The sequence below is a fragment of the Bradyrhizobium sp. CCBAU 11361 genome (genome assembly GCF_028128935.1).
GTDB classification, from domain to species: Bacteria; Pseudomonadota; Alphaproteobacteria; order Rhizobiales; family Xanthobacteraceae; genus Bradyrhizobium; species Bradyrhizobium niftali.
Genome location: NZ_LBJZ01000200.1, coordinates 205,368 through 229,680, shown reverse-complemented (window position 1 = coordinate 229,680; position 24,313 = coordinate 205,368). Strand labels below are relative to the sequence as shown.

24 protein-coding genes and 1 riboswitch are annotated in these 24,313 nt (G+C 65.3%); of the genes, 19 read left to right on the top strand and 5 right to left on the bottom strand.

Annotated elements, in window-relative coordinates:
• Positions 1 to 2: 2 nt before the first annotated feature.
• From XI08_RS44645 to phoB, 10 genes are all read left to right on the top strand, one after another.
• Positions 3 to 230 carry an Rdx family protein gene (locus XI08_RS44645; RefSeq protein WP_271579304.1) on the top strand — a complete coding sequence of 76 codons (228 nt, stop codon included), beginning with the start codon at positions 3 to 5 and terminating at the stop codon, positions 228 to 230.
• Positions 231 to 247: 17 nt separating this feature from the next.
• Positions 248 to 679: a GNAT family N-acetyltransferase gene (locus tag XI08_RS44640; protein ID WP_271579303.1), complete on the top strand. Its 432-nt coding sequence runs from the start codon at positions 248 to 250 to the stop codon at positions 677 to 679.
• A 422-nt stretch (positions 680 to 1,101) separates the two neighbouring features.
• Positions 1,102 to 2,157 carry a lysylphosphatidylglycerol synthase domain-containing protein gene (locus XI08_RS44635; RefSeq protein ID WP_027542306.1) on the top strand — a complete coding sequence of 352 codons (1,056 nt, stop codon included), beginning with the start codon at positions 1,102 to 1,104 and terminating at the stop codon, positions 2,155 to 2,157.
• 71 nt (positions 2,158 to 2,228) lie between these two features.
• Entirely contained in the window at positions 2,229 to 3,527 is a 1,299-nt protein-coding gene (locus XI08_RS44630; RefSeq protein ID WP_271579302.1) for an ATP-binding protein, read from the top strand.
• Between the two features lie 144 nt (positions 3,528 to 3,671).
• Positions 3,672 to 4,685: a phosphate ABC transporter substrate-binding protein PstS gene (gene pstS, locus XI08_RS44625; RefSeq protein ID WP_027542308.1), complete on the top strand. Its 1,014-nt coding sequence runs from the start codon at positions 3,672 to 3,674 to the stop codon at positions 4,683 to 4,685.
• A gap of 141 nt (positions 4,686 to 4,826) precedes the next feature.
• Positions 4,827 to 5,816, top strand: coding sequence for a phosphate ABC transporter permease subunit PstC (pstC, locus tag XI08_RS44620; protein WP_271579498.1), 990 nt, complete (start codon positions 4,827 to 4,829; stop codon positions 5,814 to 5,816).
• Positions 5,817 to 5,820: 4 nt separating this feature from the next.
• Entirely contained in the window at positions 5,821 to 6,666 is an 846-nt protein-coding gene (gene pstA / locus XI08_RS44615) for a phosphate ABC transporter permease PstA (RefSeq protein ID WP_135176178.1), read from the top strand.
• The gene (pstB, locus tag XI08_RS44610; RefSeq protein ID WP_135176179.1) at positions 6,663 to 7,484 is read left to right on the top strand and encodes a phosphate ABC transporter ATP-binding protein PstB; all 822 of its coding nucleotides are present in this window, start codon (positions 6,663 to 6,665) and stop codon (positions 7,482 to 7,484) included. Before pstA ends, pstB begins: the two co-directional genes overlap by 4 nt.
• A gap of 11 nt (positions 7,485 to 7,495) precedes the next feature.
• Positions 7,496 to 8,212 carry a phosphate signaling complex protein PhoU gene (gene phoU, locus XI08_RS44605; protein WP_011083915.1) on the top strand — a complete coding sequence of 239 codons (717 nt, stop codon included), beginning with the start codon at positions 7,496 to 7,498 and terminating at the stop codon, positions 8,210 to 8,212.
• A gap of 22 nt (positions 8,213 to 8,234) precedes the next feature.
• Positions 8,235 to 8,942, top strand: coding sequence for a phosphate regulon transcriptional regulator PhoB (gene phoB, locus XI08_RS44600; protein ID WP_008143479.1), 708 nt, complete (start codon positions 8,235 to 8,237; stop codon positions 8,940 to 8,942).
• Between the two features lie 224 nt (positions 8,943 to 9,166).
• Here phoB and XI08_RS44595 read toward each other — a convergent pair whose 3' ends face one another.
• Positions 9,167 to 9,676, bottom strand: a complete 510-nt coding sequence (locus XI08_RS44595) for a GcrA family cell cycle regulator (protein ID WP_027542312.1) — start codon at positions 9,674 to 9,676, stop codon at positions 9,167 to 9,169.
• 455 nt (positions 9,677 to 10,131) lie between these two features.
• On the opposite strand from XI08_RS44595, the gene XI08_RS44590 reads away from it, so the two are divergent.
• The 3 genes from XI08_RS44590 (at position 10,132) to XI08_RS44580 (ending at position 13,523) form a co-directional block, all read left to right on the top strand.
• Complete coding sequence (locus XI08_RS44590; RefSeq protein ID WP_271579301.1) at positions 10,132 to 11,340, top strand: aspartate aminotransferase family protein; 1,209 nt, start codon at positions 10,132 to 10,134, stop codon at positions 11,338 to 11,340.
• Positions 11,340 to 12,263 (top strand): ornithine carbamoyltransferase, encoded by a 924-nt coding sequence (argF, locus tag XI08_RS44585; RefSeq protein ID WP_027542314.1) that lies wholly within the window; start codon positions 11,340 to 11,342, stop codon positions 12,261 to 12,263. Before XI08_RS44590 ends, argF begins: the two co-directional genes overlap by 1 nt.
• A 252-nt stretch (positions 12,264 to 12,515) precedes the next feature.
• Positions 12,516 to 13,523, top strand: coding sequence for an Hsp33 family molecular chaperone (locus tag XI08_RS44580; protein ID WP_271579300.1), 1,008 nt, complete (start codon positions 12,516 to 12,518; stop codon positions 13,521 to 13,523).
• 289 nt (positions 13,524 to 13,812) lie between these two features.
• On the opposite strand, the gene apaG is transcribed toward XI08_RS44580, so the two are convergent.
• Complete coding sequence (apaG, locus tag XI08_RS44575) at positions 13,813 to 14,205, bottom strand: Co2+/Mg2+ efflux protein ApaG (protein ID WP_028172741.1); 393 nt, start codon at positions 14,203 to 14,205, stop codon at positions 13,813 to 13,815.
• 197 nt (positions 14,206 to 14,402) lie between these two features.
• Here apaG and XI08_RS44570 point away from each other — a divergent pair, with 197 nt between their 5' ends.
• The 3 genes from XI08_RS44570 to XI08_RS44560 are packed head-to-tail and all read left to right on the top strand — an operon-like array spanning position 14,403 to position 17,431.
• Positions 14,403 to 15,650, top strand: coding sequence for an OpgC domain-containing protein (locus XI08_RS44570; protein WP_271579299.1), 1,248 nt, complete (start codon positions 14,403 to 14,405; stop codon positions 15,648 to 15,650).
• A complete protein-coding gene (locus XI08_RS44565) occupies positions 15,650 to 16,429 on the top strand; it encodes an SGNH/GDSL hydrolase family protein (protein WP_135176184.1) in 780 nt (259 codons plus the stop codon). Before XI08_RS44570 ends, XI08_RS44565 begins: the two co-directional genes overlap by 1 nt.
• Before the next feature lie 12 nt (positions 16,430 to 16,441).
• Entirely contained in the window at positions 16,442 to 17,431 is a 990-nt protein-coding gene (locus XI08_RS44560) for an SGNH/GDSL hydrolase family protein (protein WP_271579298.1), read from the top strand.
• Positions 17,432 to 17,578: 147 nt separating this feature from the next.
• Here XI08_RS44560 and XI08_RS44555 read toward each other — a convergent pair whose 3' ends face one another.
• Positions 17,579 to 18,766 (bottom strand): O-succinylhomoserine sulfhydrylase, encoded by a 1,188-nt coding sequence (locus tag XI08_RS44555; protein WP_135176186.1) that lies wholly within the window; start codon positions 18,764 to 18,766, stop codon positions 17,579 to 17,581.
• 74 nt (positions 18,767 to 18,840) lie between these two features.
• Positions 18,841 to 18,920, bottom strand: a riboswitch (SAM riboswitch).
• An 80-nt stretch (positions 18,921 to 19,000) separates the two neighbouring features.
• Here XI08_RS44555 and XI08_RS44550 point away from each other — a divergent pair.
• The 3 genes from XI08_RS44550 to XI08_RS44540 all read left to right on the top strand — a co-directional run bounded on the left by XI08_RS44550 (position 19,001) and on the right by XI08_RS44540 (position 23,274).
• Positions 19,001 to 20,137 (top strand): 2'-deoxycytidine 5'-triphosphate deaminase, encoded by a 1,137-nt coding sequence (locus XI08_RS44550; protein WP_084301481.1) that lies wholly within the window; start codon positions 19,001 to 19,003, stop codon positions 20,135 to 20,137.
• A gap of 324 nt (positions 20,138 to 20,461) precedes the next feature.
• Complete coding sequence (locus XI08_RS44545; protein WP_271579297.1) at positions 20,462 to 21,514, top strand: hypothetical protein; 1,053 nt, start codon at positions 20,462 to 20,464, stop codon at positions 21,512 to 21,514.
• Between the two features lie 314 nt (positions 21,515 to 21,828).
• Positions 21,829 to 23,274, top strand: coding sequence for an MATE family efflux transporter (locus XI08_RS44540; protein WP_271579296.1), 1,446 nt, complete (start codon positions 21,829 to 21,831; stop codon positions 23,272 to 23,274).
• Here XI08_RS44540 and XI08_RS44535 read toward each other — a convergent pair.
• Both XI08_RS44535 and XI08_RS44530 read right to left on the bottom strand, forming a co-directional pair.
• Positions 23,271 to 23,780: a hypothetical protein gene (locus tag XI08_RS44535; protein ID WP_271579295.1), complete on the bottom strand. Its 510-nt coding sequence runs from the start codon at positions 23,778 to 23,780 to the stop codon at positions 23,271 to 23,273. The genes XI08_RS44540 and XI08_RS44535 overlap by 4 nt on opposite strands.
• Positions 23,781 to 23,908: 128 nt before the next feature.
• Positions 23,909 to 24,310: an SRPBCC family protein gene (locus XI08_RS44530; protein ID WP_271579294.1), complete on the bottom strand. Its 402-nt coding sequence runs from the start codon at positions 24,308 to 24,310 to the stop codon at positions 23,909 to 23,911.
• Positions 24,311 to 24,313 lie beyond the last annotated feature (3 nt).

The window sequence follows — 24,313 nt, the reverse complement described above, 5'->3', positions numbered from 1 at the left end:
AGATGTCGGATGTGACGATCATCTATTGCCGTCCCTGCGGCTACGAGAAGCGTGCGAAGGAAGTTGCCGCGGCGCTGCGCCGGCAACTGGCGCTGGAGGCGGATCTCGTGGCGGGGAAGGGCGGCATCTTTCAGGTCAAGCTCGGCGACAGGATTGTCGCCAGCCGCAGCAAGGGCCATTTTCCCGGGACCGACGAGATCGTCGCGGCCGTCGCCGCGGCGCGGCATTGATCCGGGGAGGCACGCAGATGTCGGTTGTCTGGAACGAAGATCTGGCGGCAATCGACTGGAACGAGCTTTCCGCGCTCTACCGCATCGCTCCGCTCGGCAACAAGACACCAGCCGATCTCGCGCTCGTGTTCGGCAACAGCATGTTCTGTGCCTTCGCTTATGACCAGGGCCGGCTGGTTGGCGCCGGCCGGGCGCTGGCGGACGGCCGCGACTGCGCCTATCTCTGTGACGTCGCGGTGGCCCCGGACTGTCAGGGGCAAGGCCTCGGCCGCGAGATCATCGAGCGGCTGCTGGCGCGATGCCGCGGACATCGCAAAATCATCCTCTACGCGGTGCCTGGCAAAGAGGGCTTTTATGAGCGTCTCGGCTTCCGCCGGATGACGACGGCCATGGCGATCTTCGACGACCAGGCCAGCGCCTATCAGCGCGGCTATCTGACCGCCCCTTAAGCTGCCGCTGCGCTGCACCCGTCCGGTGCATCGGGAAATCCGTCCGGAACGACCCCGTCGCCCCTCTTTCAACAGCCGGGCGCGGTCCATACATTGACGTCGGCTTAAAACGTGACGGAACATTGTGCGGCCGAAATCATCAAAACTTCATGGCGCCTGCGCAGGATTGCCATGGAGATTCGCGTCAGCCTTGCCGCCGAAAGCGCCAAACCGTGCATCAGGAGCCCGCAACCCTGCCTAAAATATTGAAGGCACGTGATTTTGTTCGAATTGACGAATTCCACTCCGCCGCAAAACGCGCTAGTGGAGGGGCAGGGGGCACGCGCGATGCCGGAGCCGGCGGCGAGGGTTCGTTGAGTGCCTGTACGTCGTCCGTCTGTTCGCCGGCCGTCCTGGCCGCTGAAGCGTTGTTCGAGGTCTAGATGCTGGAAGCCATACGCAGGGCGACGACGTTGCTGCGGCAGAAGCAAATCCTGCATAAGCTTGGAGTTGTGATCAGCGTCGCGGTCATCGGCATCGCTTGCTATGTGCTCTACCACATGCTGCGCGGCATCGATTTCAACGAGGTGATCGAGGCGATCAAGAGCACCGAGCCGAGCCAGATTGCGATGGCGGCGCTGTTCGTGGCCGCGGGCTATTTCACCCTGACCTTCTACGACCTGTTCGCCGTGCGCGCGATCGGCCACGCCCATGTGCCTTACCGCATCAATGCGCTCGCCGCCTTCACCAGCTATTCGATCGGCCACAATGTCGGCGCCAGCGTCTTCACCGGCGGCGCGGTGCGCTACCGCATCTATTCGGCCTATGGGCTGAACGCGATCGACGTCGCCAAGATCTGCTTCCTCGCCGGCCTGACCTTCTGGCTCGGCAATGCCGCCGTGCTGGGGCTCGGCATCTCCTACCATCCGGAGGCGGCGGCCTCGATCGACCAGCTTCCGCCCTGGCTGAACCGGACGCTGGCGCTGATGATCATCGTGGGACTGGTCGGCTATGTGGTCTGGGTCTGGACCCAGCCGCGCGTGGTCGGCCGCGGGCCCTGGACCGTGGTGCTGCCGGGCGGACCGCTGACGCTGCTCCAGATCGCGATCGGCATCATCGATCTCGGCTTCTGCGCGCTCGCGATGTACGTGCTGGTCCCGGACGAGCCCAATCTCGGCTTCGTCGTGGTTGCCGTGATCTTCGTGTCGGCGACCCTGCTCGGCTTTGCCAGCCACTCGCCCGGAGGCCTCGGGGTGTTCGACGCCGCCATGCTGGTCGGCCTCTGGCAGATGGACCGGGAGGAACTCCTCGGCGGCATGCTGCTGTTCCGCGTCCTCTATTATCTGTCCCCCTTCGTCATATCTGTAATCTTGCTGACGTTTCGCGAAGTTATAATCGGCGCCCGATCGAAGCGTTTGCAGCAGGCGGCGCTCAAGCTCGACCCCGGCCCGGCGCGTGAAGCCGCCTATGTGAGAGAGCGCAGCGACAGCGGCGCCTGATCGGCCAAGCCTTTAGGTCAAAGCCTTCAGGACAGGGCCGTCAGGACAAGCCCTTAGGAGAAGCCCGCCCGATGGCGATCGACGCCCCCTCGTCTCCCACCGCGCAGCCCTGGTCCGACCGGCTGCGGCACTCGACGATCATCCTGATCGCCGCGGCGCTGGCGCTGTCGGTCGTGGTCTCGCTCGGCGAATTGTCGGCGTTGCACGCCATTGCCGTGTTCCTCTGCATCGCCGCTGCGGCGCTGATCCCCTGGCGGCTGCACGACACCGCCGCCTCGCGCGACGATGTCAGGCGCATCAATCCGGTCGAGAGCGCCGCGGTGGCCGCGGTCGTCGCCGGCATGCCGGACCCGGCGGTGCTGCTCGACCGCGCCGGCCGCGTCATCCATCTCAACGCGGCCGCGGCCCAGCTCGCGCCGGCGCTGCGCCGGAACGAACTCGCCCAGTTCGCGCTGCGCTCGCCGGAGATCATCACGGCGTTGCGCGAGTCGATCGCGACCACCGAGCCGCGGCGCGCGACCTATCTCGACCACGTCCCGGTCGATCGCTGGATGGAGCTGATCATCACGCCGGTGCCGGTGCCGACCACCTTCGGCGGCGCCGACAAATGCATGCTGATGACCTTCCACGACCAGACGCCGCTGCGCCGGGTCGAGGAGATGCGCGCCGACTTCGTCGCCAATGCCAGCCACGAGCTGCGCACGCCGCTCGCCGCGCTGTCCGGCTTCATCGACACGCTCCAGGGCCAGGCCAAGGACGACCCCAAGGCGCGCGAGCGCTTCCTCGGCATCATGCACAACCAGGCCACCCGCATGGCGCGCCTGATCGACGATCTACTCTCGCTGTCGCGGGTCGAGCTGTCGGCCCATGTGCGGCCCGACACCCTGGTCGACCTTCTGCCGATCATCCGCCAGGTCGCCGACGGGCTCGAGCCGCTGGCGCGCGAGCGCCAGGTCGAGGTCGAGATCCATCTGCCGGAGCCGCCGGTGATGATCGCGGGCGACCGCGAGGAGCTGCTCCGCCTGTTCGAGAACCTGATCGAGAACGCGCTCAAATACGGTGCCTCGGGCGGACGCGTCATCGTGTCACTGACCTCGGGCGCCGCCACTGATGGAACTCAGGAAATCCGGGTCATGGTCCGGGATTTCGGCCCCGGCATCGCGCCCGAGCACCTGCCGCGGCTGACCGAACGGTTCTACCGGGTCGACGTCGGCGACAGCCGCCTGCAGGGCGGGACCGGGCTCGGATTATCGCTGGTGAAACATATTCTTAACCGGCATCGCGGCCGGCTTGTGATCGAAAGCGTGCCCAAACAGGGCGCCACTTTCACCGCCTGCTTTCCCCAGGTCAGGCCCCCGGCGACAGCCTAAAACTCAAGCGATTTCAATTGCTTGAAGATGTCATCCGACTGTCACTAAACCTTCGTAAAAGCACAGCCGACCGCTCCTAAAGGGGCGGCACGGGGAGCGCGATCGGGCGCGGATGGCGCTTCGCTCCCCTGTATGGAGACCAGCATGAATTTCCTCAAAACCATCGTCGCTGCCGGCTTGGTCGCCGCATCGACGACGGCAGCCTTTGCTGCCGACATCACCGGCGCCGGTGCGACGTTCCCATTCCCGATCTATTCCAAGTGGGCTGACGCCTACAAGAAGGAGACCGGCAACGGTCTGAACTACCAGTCGATCGGTTCCGGCGGCGGCATCAAGCAGATCCAGGCCAAGACCGTGACCTTCGGCGCCAGCGACGCGCCGCTCAAGGCCGAGCAGCTCGAGAAGGACGGCCTCGTCCAGTGGCCGATGGTGATGGGCGCCATCGTTCCGGTCGTCAACATCGAGGGCGTGAAGCCGGGCGAAATGGTGTTCGACGGCGAGACGCTCGCCAGCATCTATCTCGGCAAGATCACCAAGTGGGACGATGCCGCGATCAAGAAGCTCAATCCGAACCTGAAGCTGCCGTCGGAGGCGATCACCGTGGTCCGCCGTTCGGACGGTTCGGGCACCACCTTCAACTTCACCAACTACCTCTCCAAGGCCAGCGCGGACTGGAAGAGCAAGGTCGGCGAGGGCACGGCCGTCGAGTGGCCGGTCGGCGTCGGCGCCAAGGGCAACGAGGGCGTGTCCGGCAACATCGGCCAGACCAAGAACTCGATCGGCTACGTCGAGTACGCCTATGCCAAGCAGAACAAGCTGACCTACGCCGGTCTCGTCAACAAGGCCGGCAAGCCGGTGCAGCCGACCGTCGAGGCCTTCCAGGCGGCCGCCTCGAACGCCGACTGGGCCAAGGCGCCCGGCTACTACGTCATCCTGACCGACCAGCCCGGCGAGAAGTCCTGGCCGATCACGGCGGCGACCTTCATCCTCATGCACAAGGATGCCACCGACAAGGCGGCCTCGCAGGAAGCCATCAAGTTCTTCCGCTGGGCCTTCAAGAACGGCGGCAAGGCGGCTGAAGAGCTCGACTACATCCCGATGCCCGAGGGTGTCGTGACCCTGATCGAGAAGACCTGGGCTGCCGAGATCAAGAGCTAAGCGCTCCAGTCCCGGACAGCGCGCCGGGATCTGAAAAGACCTCCGCTCCGGATCGGCCCAGCGCCGCATCCGGAGCGCAAGACCAACAACAAGACCGACAGCAAGCGTATATAACGGGTACAGGGGATCGGCGTGGCAGAGATGGCCGTTCAGAGCGATATAATCGACGACGCCGGACCGTATGATCGCGCCAAGGCCTTGAGCGCGTTCAAGCTCGGCGACGTCACCTTCTACTGGATCACGCGGCTCTCCGCGATCTCGGTGCTGCTGATCCTCGGCGGCATCATCATTTCGCTGATCGTCGGCGCTTTCCCGGCGATCAAGGAATATGGCCTGTCGTTCCTATGGACGCAGCGCTGGGCGCCGTCGGCGGATCCGCCCGTGCTCGGCGCGCTCGGGCCGATGTACGGTACGCTCGTCACCTCCTTCATCGCGATGCTGATCGCCATTCCCGTTGGCCTCGGCATTGCGATCTTCCTCACCGAGCTCTGTCCGCAATGGCTGCGCCGCCCAATCGGGATGGCGATCGAGCTGCTCGCCGGCATTCCCTCGATCATCTACGGCATGTGGGGCTTCTTCGTGCTGGGCCCGTTCCTGGCCAACACCTTCCAGCCCTTCATGATCAAGATCTTCGACGGCGTCCCCGTCTTGGGCGCGATCTTCGCGGGGCCCCCGTCCTATCTCAGCCTGTTCAACGCCGCGCTGATCCTCGCCATCATGGTGCTGCCCTTCATCACCTCGATCTCGGTCGACGTGTTCAAGACGGTGCCGCCGGTGCTGAAGGAGGCCGCCTACGGCGTCGGCTGCACCACCTGGGAAGTCGTGCGCAGCGTGGTGATCCCCTACACCCGCGTCGGCGTCATTGGCGGCGTCATGCTGGCGCTGGGTCGCGCGCTCGGCGAGACCATGGCGGTGACGTTCATCATCGGCAACTCGTTCCGCATCTCCTCCTCGATCTTCGCCCCGGGCACCACGATCTCGGCGGCGATCGCATCCGAGTTCGCCGAGAGTGACGGCTTGCATCAGTCCGGCCTGATCCTGCTCGGCCTCCTGCTGTTCGTGCTGACCTTCTTCGTGCTCGCAGCGGCACGGCTGATGCTGATGCGGCTGGAAAAGAAGGCGGGGAACTGACGCCATGAACCCGATCTATTCACGCCGCCGCCGCAAGGACTTCGTCATCCGCGGACTCTGCATGGCCGCCGCCGCCTTCGGCGTCACCTGGCTTGCGCTGATCCTGATCACACTGCTTTACAACGGCATCGCCGGTCTGAACCTTGAGATTTTCGTGGCGGACACGCCGCCTCCGGGCTCGACTGAAGGCGGCCTGCGCAACGCCATCGTCGGTTCGATTATCATGACCGTGCTCGGCGTCGGCATCGGCGCGCCGCTCGGCCTGTTCGCCGGCACCTATCTCGCCGAGTACGGCCGCAACGACAAGCTGACCTCGGTGATCCGCTTCATCAACGACATCCTGCTCTCGGCGCCCTCGATCATCATCGGCCTGTTCATCTACGGCGCGGTGGTGGTGCCGATGCGCGGCTTCTCGGCGATCGCAGGCAGCCTCGCGCTCGCCGTCATCGTCATCCCGGTGGTGCTGCGCACGACCGAGGACATGCTGCTGCTGGTGCCGAACGCGCTGCGCGAGGCGGCGTCCGCCCTCGGCCTGCCGCGCTCGCTGGTGATCAAGCGGATCGCCTACCGCGCCGCCCGCTCCGGCCTCATCACCGGCGTGCTGCTCGCAACCGCCCGCGTCGCCGGCGAGACCGCGCCGCTGCTCTTCACCGCGCTGTCGAACCAGTTCTTCAGCCTCGGCCTGAACAAGACGATGGCGAACCTGCCTGTCACCATCAACAACTTCGTCCAGAGCCCCTACGCCTATTGGAAGCAGCTGGCCTGGAGCGGCGCGCTGCTGATCACGATTACCGTGCTTGCCCTGAACATTGGCGCGCGCATCCTTGGCGCCGAGAGGACCGCAAAATGAGTGAGCTTTCCGTATCGATGAGCGCGGCTGGTGGTTTGCCCCAGGCGCCGGTGTTGCCCGAGGCCCCGGCCAAGGTGACGGTGCGCAACCTCAACTTCTATTACGGCGAGCACCACGCGCTGAAGAACATCAACCTGACGCTCGGCGCCAACCGCGTCACGGCGTTCATCGGCCCGTCGGGCTGCGGCAAGTCGACCCTGCTGCGCATCTTCAACCGGATGTACGACCTCTACCCGGGCCAGCGCGCCACCGGCCAGCTCATGCTCGACCAGACCAACATCCTCGACGGCAAGCTCGACCTCAATCTGCTGCGCGCCCGCGTCGGCATGGTGTTCCAGAAGCCGACGCCGTTCCCGATGACGATCTACGAGAACATCGCCTTCGGCATCCGCCTCTACGAGAAGATCTCGAAGTCCGAGATGGACGACCGCGTCGAGAAGGCGCTGCGCGGCGGCGCGCTATGGAACGAGGTCAAGGACAAGCTCAACGCCTCCGGCCTGTCGCTCTCCGGCGGCCAGCAGCAGCGCCTCTGCATCGCCCGCACCGTCGCGGTGCGGCCCGAGGTGATCCTGTTCGACGAGCCCTGCTCGGCGCTCGACCCGATCTCGACCGCCAAGGTCGAGGAGCTGATCCAGGAACTGTCCGAGAACTACACGATCGCGATCGTCACCCACAACATGCAGCAGGCGGCGCGCGTCTCCGACAAGACCGCCTTCATGTATCTCGGCGAGCTGATCGAGTTCGACGACACCAGCAAGATCTTCACGTCGCCGAGCGACCGGCGCACGCAGGATTACATCACCGGCCGGTTCGGCTGAGGAGACGGGACATGGGTTCTGAACATACCGCAAAGGCCTTCGACACCGACCTCCAGGAGCTCACCCGGCTCGTCGCCGAGATGGGCGGGATTGCCGAGCGCATGATCGTCGATTCCGTCGACGCGCTGATCCGCCGTGACGTCGCGCTCGGCCAGCGCGTGGTCGCCACCGACACCGAGCTCGACGCGCTGCAGAAGCGCATCGAGGAGCGCGCCGTGCTCACCATCGCCCGCCGCCAGCCGATGGCGGTCGATCTGCGCGAGATCGTCGGCGCCATGCGCGTTGCGACCGATCTCGAGCGCATCGGCGACCTCGCCAAGAACATGGGCAAGCGCGTCGCGGCGCTGGAGACGGATTTCCATCCGCTCAAGCTGTTCCGCGGCCTCGAGCACATGACCGACCTCGTGCAGCAGCAGGTCAAGTCGGTGCTGGACGCCTATGCCGCGCACGATCTGCCGGCGGCGATGGCGGTGTGGAAGGGCGACGAGGAAGTCGACGCCATCTGCACCTCGTTGTTCCGCGAGCTCCTCACCTACATGATGGAGGATCCGCGCAACATCTCGTTCTGCATCCATCTGATGTTCTGCGCCAAGAACATCGAGCGGATCGGCGACCACGCCACCAACATCGCCGAGACCGTGTTCTACATGATCGAGGGCCAGGCGATCACCGACAAGCGGCCGAAGGGCGACATGACGACCTTCGCCACGACGGTCCCGAATACCTGAAGACGCAAGGAGCGACGACACCATGGGCGCACGCATTATGGTGGTTGAGGACGAGGAAGCTCTCACCGAGCTTCTCCGCTACAACCTCGAAGGCGACGGCTATGACGTCGAGACGGTGATGCGCGGCGACGACGCCGACACCCGCCTCAAGGAACATATCCCCGATCTGATCGTGCTCGACTGGATGCTGCCGGGACTGTCGGGCATCGAGCTGTGCCGGCGGCTACGGACCCGGCCCGAGACCAAGCAGCTGCCGATCATCATGCTCACCGCGCGCGGTGAGGAGAGCGAGCGGGTGCGGGGTCTTGCGACCGGCGCGGACGATTACATCGTCAAGCCGTTCTCGGTGCCGGAGCTGCTGGCGCGCGTGAAGGGCCTGCTGCGGCGCGCCAGCCCCGAGCGGCTCGCCACCGTGCTCGCCTATGGCGACATCGAGCTCGATCGCGACAAGCGCCGCGTGGCGCGCTCGGGCCGGCCGATCGACCTCGGCCCGACCGAATATCGCCTGCTGGAGTTCTTCCTGGAGCATCCCGGCCGCGTGTTCTCGCGCGAGCAGCTGCTCGACAGCGTCTGGGGCCGCGACATCTACATCGACGAGCGAACCGTCGACGTCCATATCGGCCGCCTGCGCAAGCTGCTCAATCTCGGCCGCGAGCAGGACCCGATCCGCACCGTCCGCGGCGCCGGCTACGCGCTGGATGATCGCTTTGCGAAGGCGGAGCAGACGTAAGCCTGTGCGGATGTTTTAGGGCTGAGTGCGACCGCAAACTCAGTGGTCGTCCCGGCGAAGGCCGGGACCCATAACCACAGGAAGTGGTTTGGCGAAGACGAGTTGTTCGGAATTGGCACCGCGGACGAGTCGATAGACCTCGCGGTATGGGTCCCGGCCTTCGCCGGGACGGCACGGAGTATTTTGAGCCGTCATCGCGCGACACTAGCAGCGCGGGCTTAAACTCACCGCGAGGGCTTGGCCGGTGCGCGCCGGCGATCCGCGGCCGGCTGATACGCCACGCGCGAGTGCTGGGCGCAGTAGGGCAGGCCCGACAGCGCCTTGCCGCCGCAGAAGAAGAAATCCGCGCTCGAGGGATCGCCGACCGGCCAGTGGCAGGTCGCCTCGTTCAGCTCCAGCAGCGACAGCCGCTGGCTCATCGGCACCACGTTGTCGTAGGTGACCGGTTCGGCCTCCACCTCGACCTCGAAGGCCTGCGCCAGCGCGGTGTTGCCGCGCGCAATGGGGCGGCTCACCCGCATCATGTGCTGCGCGGGGCGCGCCTTGCGCGGCCGCGGAGCCGCCGATGACGGGCTCTTGGCGCGGCCGGACAGGCCGAGCCTGTGCACCTTGCCGATCACGGCATTACGGGTCACATTGCCGAGCTCGGCTGCGATCTGGCTGGCCGATAATCCGGCCTCCCAGAGCTTTTTCAACTGCTCGACGCGATCGTCGGACCAGGTCAAAACCGTCATTGCACCCTTTCCCTCGCCGTGCGGCTGCCATCCTGGCGCCTCGCGGCGAATGCCTAAGCCTCGAAAAACCCGTGCCGTCAGAATCCCTTAAGGCTCGCCGGGCACACCAGATGCGCCCGAACGTTTACGCCGGTACATGAGGACTTAGAGGATCAGAACTGCTGCACGAGATGTCGTATCTGACAAGCCAAACGCTACAATATGGCGTGACTCACGCGCAAGAGTCAGCCGACTCGCTTCCACATGTTCCGTGGCCAAAATCCGGCAAATTTGGCACCGCAAGACTACGGATTCAGCGTTTCGCGAGGCTTTCGGGCGGCATTGACACCGGTTTCACCAAGCATAAGATAGTGTCACGTGCCGCCCTTAAAAGGCGGCACGTTTCGTTTTCCGGGCCGGTCAATGGTGCGTTGCGCAATGCACGCTCACACCGTCCGCAACATCAAGTGACCGTCATGACTAGCAGCGCAGCGCCGCATTTGCTTCCCGTTTTCGCCAGGTCCGACCTCGGTTTCGAGCGCGGCGAAGGCTGCTGGCTGATTGCGACCAATGGCGATCGCTATCTCGATTTTACGTCCGGCGTCGCGGTGAACGCGCTCGGCCACGCCCATCCTGCGCTGGTCAAGGCGCTGCAGGAGCAGGCGACGAAACTCTGGCACATGTCGAACCTTTTTCAGAGCCCGGATGGCGAGAAGCTCGCTACGCGCCTGTGCAATGAGAGCTTTGGGGACTTCGTGTTCTTCTGCAATTCCGGCGCCGAGGCGCTGGAAGGTGTGATCAAGCTGGTCCGCCATCACCACTTCTCCAAGGGGCATCCGGATCGCTACCGCATCATCACCTTCGAAGGCGCCTTCCACGGCCGCACGCTGGCGACGCTGGCTGCAACGGGATCCGCAAAATATCTCGAAGGTTTTGGTCCGCCGATGGATGGCTTCGATCAGGTGCCGCATGGCGACATCGAGGCCGTCAAGAAAGCGATCGGTCCGCAGACCGCCGGCATCCTGATCGAGCCGATCCAGGGCGAGGGCGGCGTACGTTCCGCAACGCCTGCGTTCCTCAAGGCATTGCGCCAACTCTGCGATGAGAAGGGCTTGCTGCTCGCCTTCGACGAGGTGCAGACCGGCATGGGCCGCACCGGCGATCTCTTCGCGCATCGCCGCACCGGCGTCACACCTGACGTGATGTCGCTGGCCAAGGCGCTCGGCGGCGGCTTCCCGATCGGCGCGATCCTGGCGACCGCGGATGCGGCGGCCGGCATGGGTCCCGGCTCGCACGGCTCGACCTTCGGCGGCAATCCGCTCGCGGTCGCGGCGGCGAACGCCGTGCTCGACGTCATGCTCAAGCCCGGCTTCTTCGACCACGTGCAGAAGATGTCGCTGCTGCTCAAGCAGAAGCTCGCTTCCGTGATCGACCGTTATCCTGATGTCGTCAGCGAAGTGCGCGGCGAAGGCCTTCTGATCGGCATCAAGGCCGTGGTGCCCTCAGGCGATCTCGGCGCGGCGCTGCGCAATGAAAAACTGCTCACGGTCGGCGCCGGCGACAATGTCGTGCGTTTCCTGCCGCCCCTGATCGTCACCGAAGCCGAGATCGAGGACAGCGTCGGGCGGCTCGAGCGCGCCTGCGCCGCGATCTCGTCCAGTCAGACCAAGCGGGCGGCAAGCTGATGAGCAAGTCGCCGAAGCACTTCCTCGATATCAACGAGCTCCCGTTGTCGGAGCTCAAGAGCATGCTCGACGCCTCCTCCGCCATGAAGGCGAAGCAGAAGGCGCATCAGCCGGTGAGGCCGCTCGAAGGCAAGACGCTGGCGATGATCTTCGAGCGCCCCTCGACCCGCACGCGGGTGTCGTTCGACGTCGCCATGCGCCAGCTCGGCGGCGAGCCCATCATGCTCACCGGCGCCGAGATGCAGCTCGGCCGCGGCGAGACCATCGCCGACACCGCGCGCGTGCTGTCGCGCTATGTCGACGCCATCATGATCCGCATCCTCAACCACGACGCGCTGCTGGAGCTTGCGGCCAACGCGACCGTGCCCGTCATCAACGGCCTGACCCGGCGCTCGCATCCCTGCCAGGTGATGGCCGACCTCCTGACCTACCAGGAGCACCGCGGCCCGATCGAGGGCCGGACGGTGGCCTGGACCGGCGACGACAACAACGTGCTGGCGTCCTGGGCGCATGCCGCCGAGCGCTTCAAGTTTCAGCTCAACGTCGCAACGCCTCCGGAGCTCGCGCCGAAGAAGGCGATGCGCGACTGGATCAAGACGTCAGGCGCGCCGATCATGCTCGGCACCGATCCGGAAGCCGCCGTGCGCGGCGCCGATTGCGTCGTCACCGACACCTGGGTGTCGATGGGCGACAAGGAGGGCGAGCACCGCCACAACGTGCTCAAGCCCTACCAGGTCAATGCCAAGCTGATGTCGCTGGCCAAGCCCGACGCGCTGTTCATGCACTGCCTGCCCGCCCATCGCGGCGAGGAGGTCACCGACGAGGTGATCGACGGCCCGCAATCGGTCGTGTTCGACGAGGCCGAAAACCGCCTGCACGCGCAGAAGGGCATTCTGGCCTGGTGCTTCGACGCGGTGAAGTAACGGCGGCGCGGCCCGGCGGCCGCCTCGCATACAACTGTCGTCCTGGCGAAAGCCAGGACCCATTACCACCGGCTTTTGTTTGGCGAAGATCGGCAATTGTCATCTCGCGCGACAACTCCTGCTTGGGGTTATGGGTCCTGGCATTCGCCAGGACGACACTGAGTTTGCCGTGCTTGCATACGTCCATTCTGCATTGCCGGATGCAGCCGCAACCCCTTCCATTTTCCACCCACCGACCCCAGATAGACGGCCATGGTTTCCCAATCCCCTGACATGAAAACCGGGCCTGAAGGCCCGGTTCGCGCACCATCAGCAGTTCCGATCGACGACGCCGTGCTGCCCTACGAGGTCGACGCGCTCGACGTGCGCGGCCGGCTGGTGCGGCTCGGTCCGGCGCTCGACGACATCCTGACCAAGCACGATTATCCCGCTGCCGTGGGCAAGCTGCTCGGCGAGGCCATCGTGCTGACGACGCTGCTCGGAACGGCGCTGAAATTCGAGGGCCGCTTCATCCTCCAGGCCCAGACCGATGGTCCGGTGTCGTTCCTGGTGGTGGATTACAAGGCGCCGGATCAACTTCGTGCCTATGCCCGCTTCGACGCCGCGCGCCTCGGTGAGATCAGGGATTCCGGCACTCTGCTCGGCCGCGGCCATCTCGCCATGACCATCGACCAGGGCCCCGACATGAGCCGCTACCAGGGGCTGGTCGCGCTCGACGGCGGCAGCCTCGAAGACGCCGCCCACGAATATTTCCTGCGTTCCGAGCAGATCCCGACGCGCGTGCGTCTTGCGGTCGGCGAGGAGTGGCGCTCGAACGACGGCGGCAAGCATCGCTGGCGCGCCGGCGGCATGCTGATGCAGTTTTTGCCGAAGGCGCCGGAGCGCGCGCGGCAGGCGGACTTGCATCCCGGCGATGCGCCCGAAGGCGCCGAAGTGCACGCTGTCGCTGAAGACGACGCCTGGGTCGAGGCACGCTCGCTGATCGAGACCGTCGAGGACGTCGAGCTGATCGATCCGGAGCTGTCCGGCGAGCGGCTGCTCTACCGCCTCTTCCACGAGCGTGGCGTGCGCGTGTTCAAGCCGCTGGTCCTGAAGGCGCAATGCTCCTGCTCGCGCGACGCGGTGGCCTCGATGCTGAAGAGCTTTTCGCCGAACGATCGCGCCGCGATGGTCAAGGACGACAAGGTCGTCGTCACCTGCGAGTTCTGCTCGTCGGTGTACGATTTCACGCCCGATGAGGCGGGCGTGGAGGACGCGTAGCAGGGCGCGGTCGTAGTTCGTAGCCCGGGTGAGCGCAGCGATACCCGGGAATCCGCTCGCAAAGATCCCGGATGTCGCTGCGCTCATCCGGGCTACAGGCCTCATTGCTTCGCTGCGCTCGCAATGACGGGATTAGGGAAGCCGCGCGCCTGGAACTCGGACATCGTAGGGTGGGTTAGCCCTGCGGATGCGCGAAGCGCATCTGCCCGGCGTAACCCACCTCTTCTGTCACCGCGGGATGAGACGTGGTGGGTTACGCCTTCGGCTAACCCACCCTACGGCACCGCCCCTAGTTCAACACCCGCTTGTTGTCCGGGCTATCGAGCGAAAACGTCGGTACGTCGATCTCGAAGCGTTCGCCGCTTTCGCTGACCATCTGGTAGCGGCCGGTCATGAAGCCGGAGGCGGTCGAGAGCGGCACGCCGGAGGTGTATTCGAAGCGCTCGCCGGGGGCCAGGGTCGGCTGCTCGCCGACCACGCCCTCGCCCTTCACCTCCTGCTGCCGGCCGGTGGCGTCGGTGATGATCCAGTGCCGCGTCTTGAGCTGCACGGTCTCCTCGCCGGAATTGGTGATGACGATGGTGTAGGACCAGAAATAGCGGGAGCGGTCGGCCGACGACTGTTCCGGAACAAAGTTCGGCTCGACGGTCACTTCGATCTGGCGGGTCACGGCGCGGTACATGGCTGCCATCATAACGAAAACCGGGCTGGGAACCAAACGCCGCAGGCGGCTTTCGCGACATCGAACCGCCAGAATTCGCGGAGAAGTACACCCCCAGGGAAAGACACCCTTATGTGATCTGGCCGCTTTGCGAGACGACGGCCGGACCGGTACAATCCTTATAACGTCGCGATTTGAGTGAGGGTTTTCAGGCCCCGATGACCATTGCTGACCAAGTGACGGGATCGACGATCGCGGGAGCCAAGCCTGTGGAAGCAAAGCCGCGTGCGGCCGCGCCGGCCATCTCGCTGCCCGCCATCGGCGAGCGCGAGCTCCGGCTCGACCTGTTCCGCGGCCTCGCGCTGTGGCTGATCTTCATCGACCATCTGCCGACGAGTCTTTTGACCTGGTTCACGATCCGCAATTACGGCTTCAGCGACGCCACCGAGATCTTCATCTTCATCTCCGGCTACACCGCCGCCTTCGTCTACGGCCGCGCGATGCTGGAGAGCGGCGTCGTCATCGCCACCGCGCGCATCCTGCGCCGGGTCTGGCAGATCTATGTTGCCCACGTCTTCCTGTTCACGATCTTCCTCGCCGAGATCTCCTACGTCGCGACCAGCTTCGAGAACCCGCTCTACACCGAAGAGATGGGCATCATGGACTTCCTCAAGCAGCCCGACGTCACCATCGTGCAGGCGCTGCTGCTGCGCTTCCGTCCGGTCAACATGGACGTGCTGCCGCTCTACATCGTGCTGATGCTGGCGCTGCCGTTGATCCTGTGGTCGATGAAGTGGAAGCCCGATGTCACGCTCGGCCTCTCGGTCGTGCTCTACGCGGTCACCTGGGAATACGACCTCTACTTCTCCGCCTATCCGAACGGCTTCTGGGCGTTCAATCCGCTGGCCTGGCAATTGCTTTTCGTCTTCGGTGCATGGTGTGCGCTCGGAGGTGCGCGGCGCATGTCGCGTATTCTGGCTTCACCGGTGACGATGTGGATCGCGATCGCCTATATCGTCGCGGCGTTCTACGTGACGCTGACCTGGTACCTGCCGCAGCTCTCGCATCTGATGCCGAAGCGGCTCGAACAGTGGATGTATCCGATCGACAAGACCGATCTCGACGTGCTGCGCTTCACGCATTTCCTGGCGCTGGCCGCGCTCACCGTGCGCTTCCTGCCGCGCGACTGGCCGGGCCTGAAATCGCCCTGGCTGCGGCCGCTGATCCTGTGCGGCCAGCATTCGCTGGAGATCTTCTGCCTCGGCGTCTTCCTGGCCTTCGCCGGTCATTTCATCCTGGCCGAGGTCTCCGGCGGCGCGGTCATGCATGCGGTGATTAGTCTCTCCGGAATCCTGATCATGTGGGGCGTCGCCTGGGTGATTTCGTGGTACAAGCGCGTAGCTGACAAGAGCGGTGCGAAAACCAAAAACGCCGTCGGCAACGCCGATATGGCGGGAGGGGGCTGATGAAGGCGAAGGTTCTCCTGAGCCTGATCCTGCTATGCGGTGGCCTCGCCGCGCCGTCGGCGCGCGCGGAGGATGCTGCGCAGCCCGCTCCGGCCGCGCCCGCGGCCTGCGAATTGCCCTCCTATCTGCTCAGCAGCGAAGCCCAGCTTCCCAAGGTCGCCGACGCCATCAAGGCCGGCAAACCGCTCGAAATCCTGGTCATCGGCAGCCGCTCGACCACGATTCCGGCCTCCGAGGACGCTTCCTATCCGGCGCGCATGCAGGCCATTTTGAAGGACAAGCTGCCGCCGTCGGAAGCGGTGCACGTCTCCGTAGAAATACAGAGCAAGAAGACGGCAGAGGAGGCGGCCGCCAGCTTCGTTAAGCTGATGGAAGCAAAAAGGCCTACTTTGGTCATCTGGCAGACCGGGACCGTGGATGCTATCCGAGCAATCGATCCCGACGATTTTCGCGGCGCGGTGACCGAAGGGGTTTCCGCATTGCAAAATGCAGGGGCTGACGTCGTGTTGATGAACTTGCAGTACAGCCCGCGTACCGAAACCATGATCTCGGTGCCGCCCTATCTCGACAACATGCGGGTGGTGGCACAGGAGCACGACATCCCGCTGTTCGATCGTTTCGCGATCATGCGGCAGTGGAACGATCAGGGTCAGTTCGACCTGTTCAGCCCGTCCCGCGGGCCTGAGCTGGCGAAACAGGTCCATGATTGCCTTGGCCGGGCGTTGGCACAGTTCGTGATTGATGCTGCCCATCTGGGGCCGGCCCAGCAGCAAAATTGAGGTCTAGCGTTAATGAGTTCTCTCCGCCCTTTTGGCCTGACGGCATGGCTGGTTGCGCCCGCGGCGGCGGCGGCGCTGTTGGTGCTGACGCCTGCTTCGCAATCGCGCGCGCAGGCGCAAGCCGCGCAGGCGACGCCCGCGCAGACCGCTAGTCCCGCCCCCGCTTCGCCCTCCCAGACCAGCGTCGCCGCGACGTCCCCCGAACAGCGCGGCATCACCGCGCGCGCCATCGACAAGGTGAAGCAGGTCGCGAAATCCGCCGGCGACGTCTTCAACCGCGTTCCTTGCCTGCCGCCGAAGGGCGGCTCGAAGACGATGGGCTCGCTGCCGCATGTCGCGAACAAGCTCGTCGCCGGCAAGCCTGTCGTGATCGTCGCGTTCGGCTCGTCGTCGACCGCCGGCTATGGCGCGAGTTCACCCGATTTCAACTATCCGAACCGTCTCGCCGCGCAGCTGCGCCGGCAATATCCGACCGCCGACATCACCGTCATCAATGCCGGCGTCGGCGGCGAGGACGCGCCCGAGATGATGAAACGCCTCCAGAGGGAGGTGATCGACGTGCATCCGGATATGGTGATCTGGCAGGTCGGCACCAACGCCGTGCTGCGCAATCTCGATCCCGGCGACACCGCCAAGATGGTCGAGGACGGCATCTCGCGCATCCAGGCCGCCGGCGGCGCCGATATCGTGCTGGTCGATCCGCAATATTCGCCGGCCGTCAACCAGCGCAAGGAGAGCGCCGGCAAGATGGTGAAGCTGCTCGGCAAGGTCGCCGAGCTCCGTCACGTCGGCATCTTCCCGCGCTTCGAGGTGATGCGCGACTGGCACGAGAACCAATCGATCCCGGTCGAGAGCTTCGTCATCGCCGACGGCCTGCACATGAACGATTGGGGCTATGCCTGCTTCGCCCAGCTCCTCGGCGACGACATCATCCGCTCCGTCGGCCAGATCAAGCTCGGGGTCAACGTGCCCGGGGATGTGCGGGCGTACCGGCCGATGTAGGCTCGGTGTCGTAGGGTGGGTTAGGCGAAGCCGTAACCCACCATGCATCAACGATTGTGGAACGAAGTTGGTGGGTTACGCCGAGCAGATGTGCTTCGCGCATCTGCAGGGCTAACCCACCCTACGAGTGCGAGTGCTTGGCTCGCCTCACGCCTTCTCCAGCGCCGCCGTCAGATCCTCGATCAGATCGTCAGCATGCTCGAGCCCCGCGGAGAAGCGGATGAAGCCCTCGCTGATGCCGAGCGCGGCGCGGTCTTCCGGCTTCAGGCGCTGATGCGTCGTGGTTGCCGGATGCGTGACGAGGCTCTTGGCGTCGCCGAGATTGTTCGAGATCTTCGCGAGCTTGAGCTCGTTGAGCACGCGGAACGCGGCCGCCTTGCCGCCCTTGACCTCGAAGCCGACCAGCGTCGAGCCGCCGCGCATCTGCTTTTTCACCAGCGCTGCCTGCGGATGATCGGCGCGGCCGGGATAGATCAGCCGCGAGATTTTGGGATGGCTCGCCAGCACCTCGGCGACGCGGGTCGCGGTGTCGGTCTGCGCGCGCACGCGCACGGCCAGCGTCTCCAGGCCCTTGAGCAGAACCCAGGCGTTGAACGGCGAGATCGACGGCCCGGTCTGGCGCATGAAATTGTGGAGGTGCTCGGCGATGAAGGCTTCCGAGGACAGGATGATGCCGCCGAGGCAGCGGCCCTGGCCGTCGATGTGCTTGGTCGCGGAATAGACCACGACGTCGGCCCCCAACGCGAGCGGGCTCTGCCAGATCGGGGTTGCGAACACGTTGTCGACGACGAGCCGCGCGCCGCCCTTGTGCGCGATCTCGGCGATCCCGGGGATGTCGAGCACATCGAGCGTCGGATTGGTCGGGCTCTCCAGGAAGAACGTCTTGGTGTTCGGTCGCAAGGCCCGCTGCCACTGGTCGAGATCGAGGCCGTCGACCAGCGTGGTCTCGATGCCGTAGCGCGGCAACAGGTCCTGGATGACGTAGAGGCACGAGCCGAACAGCGCGCGGGAGGCGACCACGTGGTCGCCGGCCTTCAGCGGCGCCAGGATCGCGGTCGTCACCGCGGCCATGCCGGTCGCGGCCGAACGCGCCGCCTCGGCGCCCTCGAGCTCGATCATGCGGCGCTCGAACATCGCGATGGTGGGGTTGGAGTAGCGCGAATAGATGAAGCCGGGATCCTCGCCCTTGAACCGCGCCTCGCACTCCTCGGCGCTGTTGTAGACGTAGCCTTGCGTCAGGAACAGCGCCTCCGACGTCTCGCCAAATTGCGAGCGCAGGGTGCCGGAATGGACCAGACGGGTTTCGGGACGGTAAGCAGCAGGCGACTTCGACATAGGTACCTCCGACATGACCGTCTCGTCGAAAACGGTCACAAAAAAACCGGCCTGGATATATCCACGGGCCGGGATCACAGAGGTCCCCGGCCTGTTTAGCGACTTATTTAACGTGGCTGCAAGCCGGCCGGCTCAAATCACCACGGGATAAGTGATGCTCATATTCCGCAATGGCCTTTCCGTCAAGGCGTCCATCGGATAGCCGTAAAAGGCTAGTATTTCCCACATGTCCGGATGCGTTTGACCCCTGACGAGGACCCCCGGTTGAGTTTCACGATTGCCGCCGACGCCAATGGTATCCTGCCCGACCGCATGATCGCGGCGATGGCGGAGGGCGGCCTCATCCTGCCCGCCTACGACTTCGTCGAAAGCCAGATCCAGCCGGCGAGCCTCGATTTGCGTCTCGGCGACATCGCCTATCGCGTCCGCGCCAGCTTCCTGCCCGGTCCCGGCGCCACGGTGGCCGAGCGCATCGACGAGTTGAAGCTGCACGAGTTCAGCCTTGCCGACGGCGCGGTGCTGGAAACCAACTGCGTCTACATCGTGCCGCTGCTGGAAAGCCTCGCGCTGCCGCCGGAGATCGTCGCGGCCGCGAACCCGAAGAGCTCGACGGGCCGGCTCGACGTCTTCACCCGCGTGATCGCCGACGGCACCCGCCGCTTCGACATGATCGGCGCCGGATATCACGGTCCGCTCTATGCCGAGATCAGCCCGAAGACGTTTCCGGTGCTGGTGCGCGAGGGCTCGCGCCTGTCGCAGGTGCGCTTCAGAACCGGCGACGCCATCCTCAATGCCGATGAGCTCGATGCGCTGCATGCGTCCGAGCGCCTCGTCGACATCGACGATGCCGATCTGTCCGGCGGCGTCGCCGTCTCCGTCGATCTCTCCGGCGAGAAGGCCAGCGGCTTCGTCGGCTATCGCGCCAAGCGCCACACCGGCGTCGTCGATGTCGATCGCCGCTCCGGCTATTCCGTCGAGGACTTCTGGGAGCCGATCTCGGCCCGTCCCGACGGCAGCCTGATCCTCGATCCCGGCGAGTTCTACATCCTCGCCTCGAAAGAGGCCGTGCAGGTGCCGCCCGACTTTGCCGCTGAGATGGTGCCGTTCGATCCGCTGGTCGGCGAATTCCGCGTGCACTATGCCGGCTTTTTCGATCCCGGCTTCGGCTATGCCGGCGCCGGCGGGCTGGGATCGCGCGCCGTGCTGGAGGTGCGCTCGCGCGAAGTGCCGTTCATCCTCGAGCACGGCCAGATCGTCGGCCGCCTCGTCTACGAGAAGATGCTGGCTCGCCCCGACGCGATGTACGGCCAGCGCATCGGCTCGAACTACCAGGCGCAGGGATTGAAGCTGAGCAAGCATTTTCGGGTGTAGCGATATTCCGTAGCCCGGATGAGCGAAGCGACATCCGGGAACAGTGCTCCCGCATATCGCTTCGCTCATGCGGGCTACGATCCGAGCAAATTTGCACCTGCTGTCATTCCCCGCCAACGGGTCTCGCCTTCGGCGAGCCCGATGACAGGCTCCGGCGGGGAATCCAGTACGCCGCGGCCCATCGATTCAATCACAACCGCCTCTGGAATACTGGATCGCCCGGTCTTCGCCGGGCGATGACAGCGATGACAGCGAATGTGTGGCGTGTTGCGCCGCCCCAGCCGCGATGACACACTCCCGCAAAACAACAAGCCGGGAGCGAACATGACCGCCGCAGCCGACTCCGCGCAGGACGCCCAATGGAAACGCTGGCGCGCGGTCGCCGATCTCTATCACGCCTATTTCACCGGCCTCATCCTGACCGTGGTCACGCGGCGCGGTACGGCGGATGCAGCGGAGTTCGTCTTCCGCGTGTTCCGTCGCCAGCAGCAGGAGCGTTTCCTGCCGGGGCTTGAGAAGCTCGGCCTCAGCCATCTGCCGCCGGCGGTCGCGGCTGCTCAATATCACTATCTCTCCAACTGGATCGGCGGCGTACATGTCGAATACATGTATGAGAGCGACGTTAAGGCCTGGATCCGCTATCCGCCGCCGCGCTGGATCTGGAAGGGCACCGCGATCTGCGGCGTGCCGGGCGAGGTCTCTCGCGCGATGCTGCGCGGCTGGCACGCCAACAATGGTGTTGCGCTCGGGGATCTGCGCCTCGGCTTCGTCTGCACCAAGCAGAGCGTCGACGGCCAGGACGGGCTCGAAGGCTATTACCATCAATACGACCATCCGCTCGAGCTCGACCAGCGACTGGTGTTCGCGCGGCACCTCGAGGCGCCGCTGTTCAATGCTGCGACCGCGCCGGCGCTGCCGGTCGCGGGCTGGCCGAAGCCGCGGCTGGAAAAAGCCTATCGCAACTATGCGATGGAATATGTCCGCACCGCCGCGCCCGTGATGGTGCAGCTGTTCGGCCCGGAAGACGCCGGCTATCTGCTGCATCTCACCGGCAGGCTGATCGGGATGCAGTATTTCGACGAGGTCGCGGCGGCGCTCGCGATGAGCCGCGGCGGCGCGAGGGAATTCGCATCGTTCCTGAACGCGTTGTTCGCCGCGCAGGATGATGCCGCCGAGACGGCGCAGTCGGAAGGCACTTTCGAAATCCGTCAGCAGGGCTGGAAGCTGATGGACGACGTCGCTGATTATCACGTCGCCTGCGCCAAGGTGCTGGAGGGATTGTTCGAAGGGCTGGCTGCGGGGTGCGGGCGGCACATCGCCGTGCACATGCGGCCGGCAGCAGGCGGGCGACCGCCGCTGGTCTGGACGATCGGCTGACGAGAACGGCGCGGCCACTTCGCCTCTCCCCGCGTGCGGGGAGAGGCCGGATTGCATCGAAGATGCAATCCGGGTGAGGGGGGCTCTCCGCGAGTCACCCCAGCCCTCTCCCCGTAAGAACGGGGAGAGGGAGACGAGAGACCGCAATTGCACCCACTGAAATGCGCTGCCGCAGGGCACGCCTGCATCAGGCGCAGGAGGAATCGGCGCGTGCCGTGCTAACAAGCCCCCGGCCGCGCCTTTTGCGCGAAGAAATTTATTGGCACACCTAGTCATTGCCGCGCCGCAAATGGCGCTCGTGCCCGGGAGAGGACATGTCCGACATCGCCGAGATCCCGGTCGATGAACAAGAACGCCCGCTGCCTCCGCCCCCGCGTCCGGTGAAGAGCGCGCTGGTGGACGGGCCGATCCTGCGCACGCTGCTCTCCCTCGCCTGGCCGAACGTGATCGCGCTGTCGGCCGGCACCTGCACGGTGATCGCCGAGACCTCCTATATCGGCCGGCTCGGCGTCGAGGCGCTGGCCGCGATGGCGCTGGTGTTTCCGACAGTGATCCTGACCATGACGATGTCGGGCGGCGCCATGGGCGGCGCGGTGGCCTCCGCCATTGCTCGGGCGCTCGGCGCCGGCGATCGCGAGCGCGCCGGCACGCTCGCCGCGCATGCGATGCTGATCGGCATCAGCTTCGGTCTCGTCTTCATGCTGGGCATGCTGATCTTCGGACCCAGGGTGCTCGAAATGCTCGGCGGCCGCGGCGATGTGCTGACGCATGCGATCGCCTACACGCAGGTGTTTTTCGGCGGCGCCGTGCTGCCCTGGCTGCTCAACACCATGGCGGGCATCCTGCGCGGCACCGGCAACATGAAGCTGCCGTCGTTCCTCATCCTCAACTCCGCGGCCTGGCAGATCCTGCTCGGCGGCACGCTCGGCCTCGGGCTTGGGCCGGTGCCGCAGTTCGGCATGCGCGGCGTCGCGGCCGGCGCGCTGATCGCCTATTGCTTCAACATCTGCATCATGGGCTGGTACCTGTTCTCGGGACGCGCGCGGATCACACCGAAGCTGCGCGGCTTGCGCATCCAGTGGGCGATGTTCTTCGACATACTGAAGGTCGGCGCCATCGCCTGTTTCTCGCCGCTGCAATCGGTGCTGACGATCTCGATCTTCACCCACATGCTGGCGAAGTTCGGCACCGCGATCCTCGCCGGCTACGGCATCGGCGCACGGCTCGAATTCCTGCTGACCTCGATCGCGTTCTCGTTCGGCATCGCCTCGGTGCCGATGGTCGGCATGGCCATCGGCGCCGGCCGCATCGCGCGTGCCCGGCGCATCGCCTGGATCGCGGGCGCGAGCGCGTTCGTCGCCGTCGGTGCGCCGGCGTGCCTGGTCGCGCTGTTCCCCGATCTCTGGGTCAACATCTTCACCGACAGCGCGACCGTGCGCGCCACCAGCCACCAATATCTGTCGACGGTGGCGCCGTTCTACGCCTTCATCGGGCTCGCCTCGACGATGTATTTCTCCTCGCAAGGCGCGGCCAAGGTGATCGGCCCGGTGCTGGCGCAGACCGTGCGGCTGATCTACATCTCGGCGACCGGCTGGTGGCTGTCGACGCATGACGCCAGCGCGCAGAGCTTCTTCTGGCTGGCCGCGAGCTCGATGGTCGTGCTGGGCCTGCTGTCGTGCTCCAGCGTGGTGCTGACCCGCTGGGGACCACGCGAGAGCAAGCCCGCGATCACGCCGGCTCTCTCAGGTGTTGCGGACTAGCGATGCCTGTGGCGGCGATGGCCGCCACCGCCGCCGACATTGGCGAGCCGCATCAATTGCGGGATCATCGCCATCATGTCGCCGCCACTGGTGCCGCCGAGCATGCCCATGATGTCGCCGCCGCCCATGCCGCCGAGCCCCGTTGGCATATAGCCGCCACCGCCCATCGGCGTGTAGCCGCCATAATTGGGCGCACCAAACCCGCCGCCGAGATTGCCGCCACCGAGGCCGCCGCCGCCCATCATGCCACTGAGGCCGCCGCCACCGTTCTCCATCATCCGGCTCATCATCGGACCCATGGTCTGCATCAGCATGGCGAAGCGGCGCTTGCCCATCTTCGCCTTCATCATCTCCAGCATCGGCGCCATCTGGGTCATCATGTCCTCGCCGCCGGCACCTCCGCCGCCACCGTAGCCTGCGAACTGCGCCTTCGCCGGCGTGCTCGCGACCGAGAACAGCAGCAGCACGGCGGCTGCCTGGCAGATCACCTTGTCCGCACCTCTCATGGCATGCTCCTCGCGTGCGTGGCTTCGCCGGGAGAGCAGAGCCAACCGGACGCACGCAGCCATGGTTAGGGCCGAGGAGGGGAGGGCTCTGTGAGAAAAATCACAGAGCTGCGGTGCCTGGGCCGCCGTTACGCTGCGGCTGGCGGAAACGCCTTGTGCAAGGCGATCACGGCCTCCCTGGTTTGCTCCTGGACGTAAGCCGCAAGCTCGTTCGGCAGCATGTCGATGGTCCAGAGCAAGCGGCTCTTGCCATCGCCGTCGGCGATCACCTGCACCGAGGCGCTGTAGTGCTTCAGCCGCTCGTTGTTGATGGCATAGACGAGGCGCTGTCGCGCATCATTGCAATCGACCAGCACCTCGCGCGCCACCGAACCGTTGGCGAAGGTGACGATACGTGCATCGCCATCGAGCGTGCAGGCCGTGACGAAGCCCGGCACCAGCCGCCGGTGCAGCGCGCCGAAATCGCGCACCGCGTCCCAGACGTCGCGCGCGGGGGCATTGAGGGGGACGTCGTTGTGGATGGAGGCCATGAG

Coding starts and splice junctions, on each gene's coding strand:
- pstC (WP_271579498.1), top strand. CDS start 4,827: ATGGCCGTTCAGAGCGATATAATCGACGACGCCGGACCGTATGATCGC.
- XI08_RS44565 (WP_135176184.1), top strand. CDS start 15,650: ATGAAGGCGAAGGTTCTCCTGAGCCTGATCCTGCTATGCGGTGGCCTC.
- XI08_RS44640 (WP_271579303.1), top strand. CDS start 248: ATGTCGGTTGTCTGGAACGAAGATCTGGCGGCAATCGACTGGAACGAG.
- XI08_RS44590 (WP_271579301.1), top strand. CDS start 10,132: ATGACTAGCAGCGCAGCGCCGCATTTGCTTCCCGTTTTCGCCAGGTCC.
- XI08_RS44545 (WP_271579297.1), top strand. CDS start 20,462: ATGACCGCCGCAGCCGACTCCGCGCAGGACGCCCAATGGAAACGCTGG.
- XI08_RS44635 (WP_027542306.1), top strand. CDS start 1,102: ATGCTGGAAGCCATACGCAGGGCGACGACGTTGCTGCGGCAGAAGCAA.
- pstS (WP_027542308.1), top strand. CDS start 3,672: ATGAATTTCCTCAAAACCATCGTCGCTGCCGGCTTGGTCGCCGCATCG.
- XI08_RS44580 (WP_271579300.1), top strand. CDS start 12,516: ATGGTTTCCCAATCCCCTGACATGAAAACCGGGCCTGAAGGCCCGGTT.
- apaG (WP_028172741.1), bottom strand. CDS start 14,205: ATGTACCGCGCCGTGACCCGCCAGATCGAAGTGACCGTCGAGCCGAAC.
- argF (WP_027542314.1), top strand. CDS start 11,340: ATGAGCAAGTCGCCGAAGCACTTCCTCGATATCAACGAGCTCCCGTTG.
- pstB (WP_135176179.1), top strand. CDS start 6,663: ATGAGTGAGCTTTCCGTATCGATGAGCGCGGCTGGTGGTTTGCCCCAG.
- XI08_RS44540 (WP_271579296.1), top strand. CDS start 21,829: ATGTCCGACATCGCCGAGATCCCGGTCGATGAACAAGAACGCCCGCTG.
- XI08_RS44530 (WP_271579294.1), bottom strand. CDS start 24,310: ATGGCCTCCATCCACAACGACGTCCCCCTCAATGCCCCCGCGCGCGAC.
- XI08_RS44595 (WP_027542312.1), bottom strand. CDS start 9,676: ATGACGGTTTTGACCTGGTCCGACGATCGCGTCGAGCAGTTGAAAAAG.
- pstA (WP_135176178.1), top strand. CDS start 5,821: ATGAACCCGATCTATTCACGCCGCCGCCGCAAGGACTTCGTCATCCGC.
- XI08_RS44570 (WP_271579299.1), top strand. CDS start 14,403: ATGACCATTGCTGACCAAGTGACGGGATCGACGATCGCGGGAGCCAAG.
- XI08_RS44630 (WP_271579302.1), top strand. CDS start 2,229: ATGGCGATCGACGCCCCCTCGTCTCCCACCGCGCAGCCCTGGTCCGAC.
- XI08_RS44645 (WP_271579304.1), top strand. CDS start 3: ATGTCGGATGTGACGATCATCTATTGCCGTCCCTGCGGCTACGAGAAG.
- phoU (WP_011083915.1), top strand. CDS start 7,496: ATGGGTTCTGAACATACCGCAAAGGCCTTCGACACCGACCTCCAGGAG.
- XI08_RS44535 (WP_271579295.1), bottom strand. CDS start 23,780: ATGAGAGGTGCGGACAAGGTGATCTGCCAGGCAGCCGCCGTGCTGCTG.
- XI08_RS44550 (WP_084301481.1), top strand. CDS start 19,001: ATGCGTTTGACCCCTGACGAGGACCCCCGGTTGAGTTTCACGATTGCC.
- XI08_RS44560 (WP_271579298.1), top strand. CDS start 16,442: ATGAGTTCTCTCCGCCCTTTTGGCCTGACGGCATGGCTGGTTGCGCCC.
- phoB (WP_008143479.1), top strand. CDS start 8,235: ATGGGCGCACGCATTATGGTGGTTGAGGACGAGGAAGCTCTCACCGAG.
- XI08_RS44555 (WP_135176186.1), bottom strand. CDS start 18,766: ATGTCGAAGTCGCCTGCTGCTTACCGTCCCGAAACCCGTCTGGTCCAT.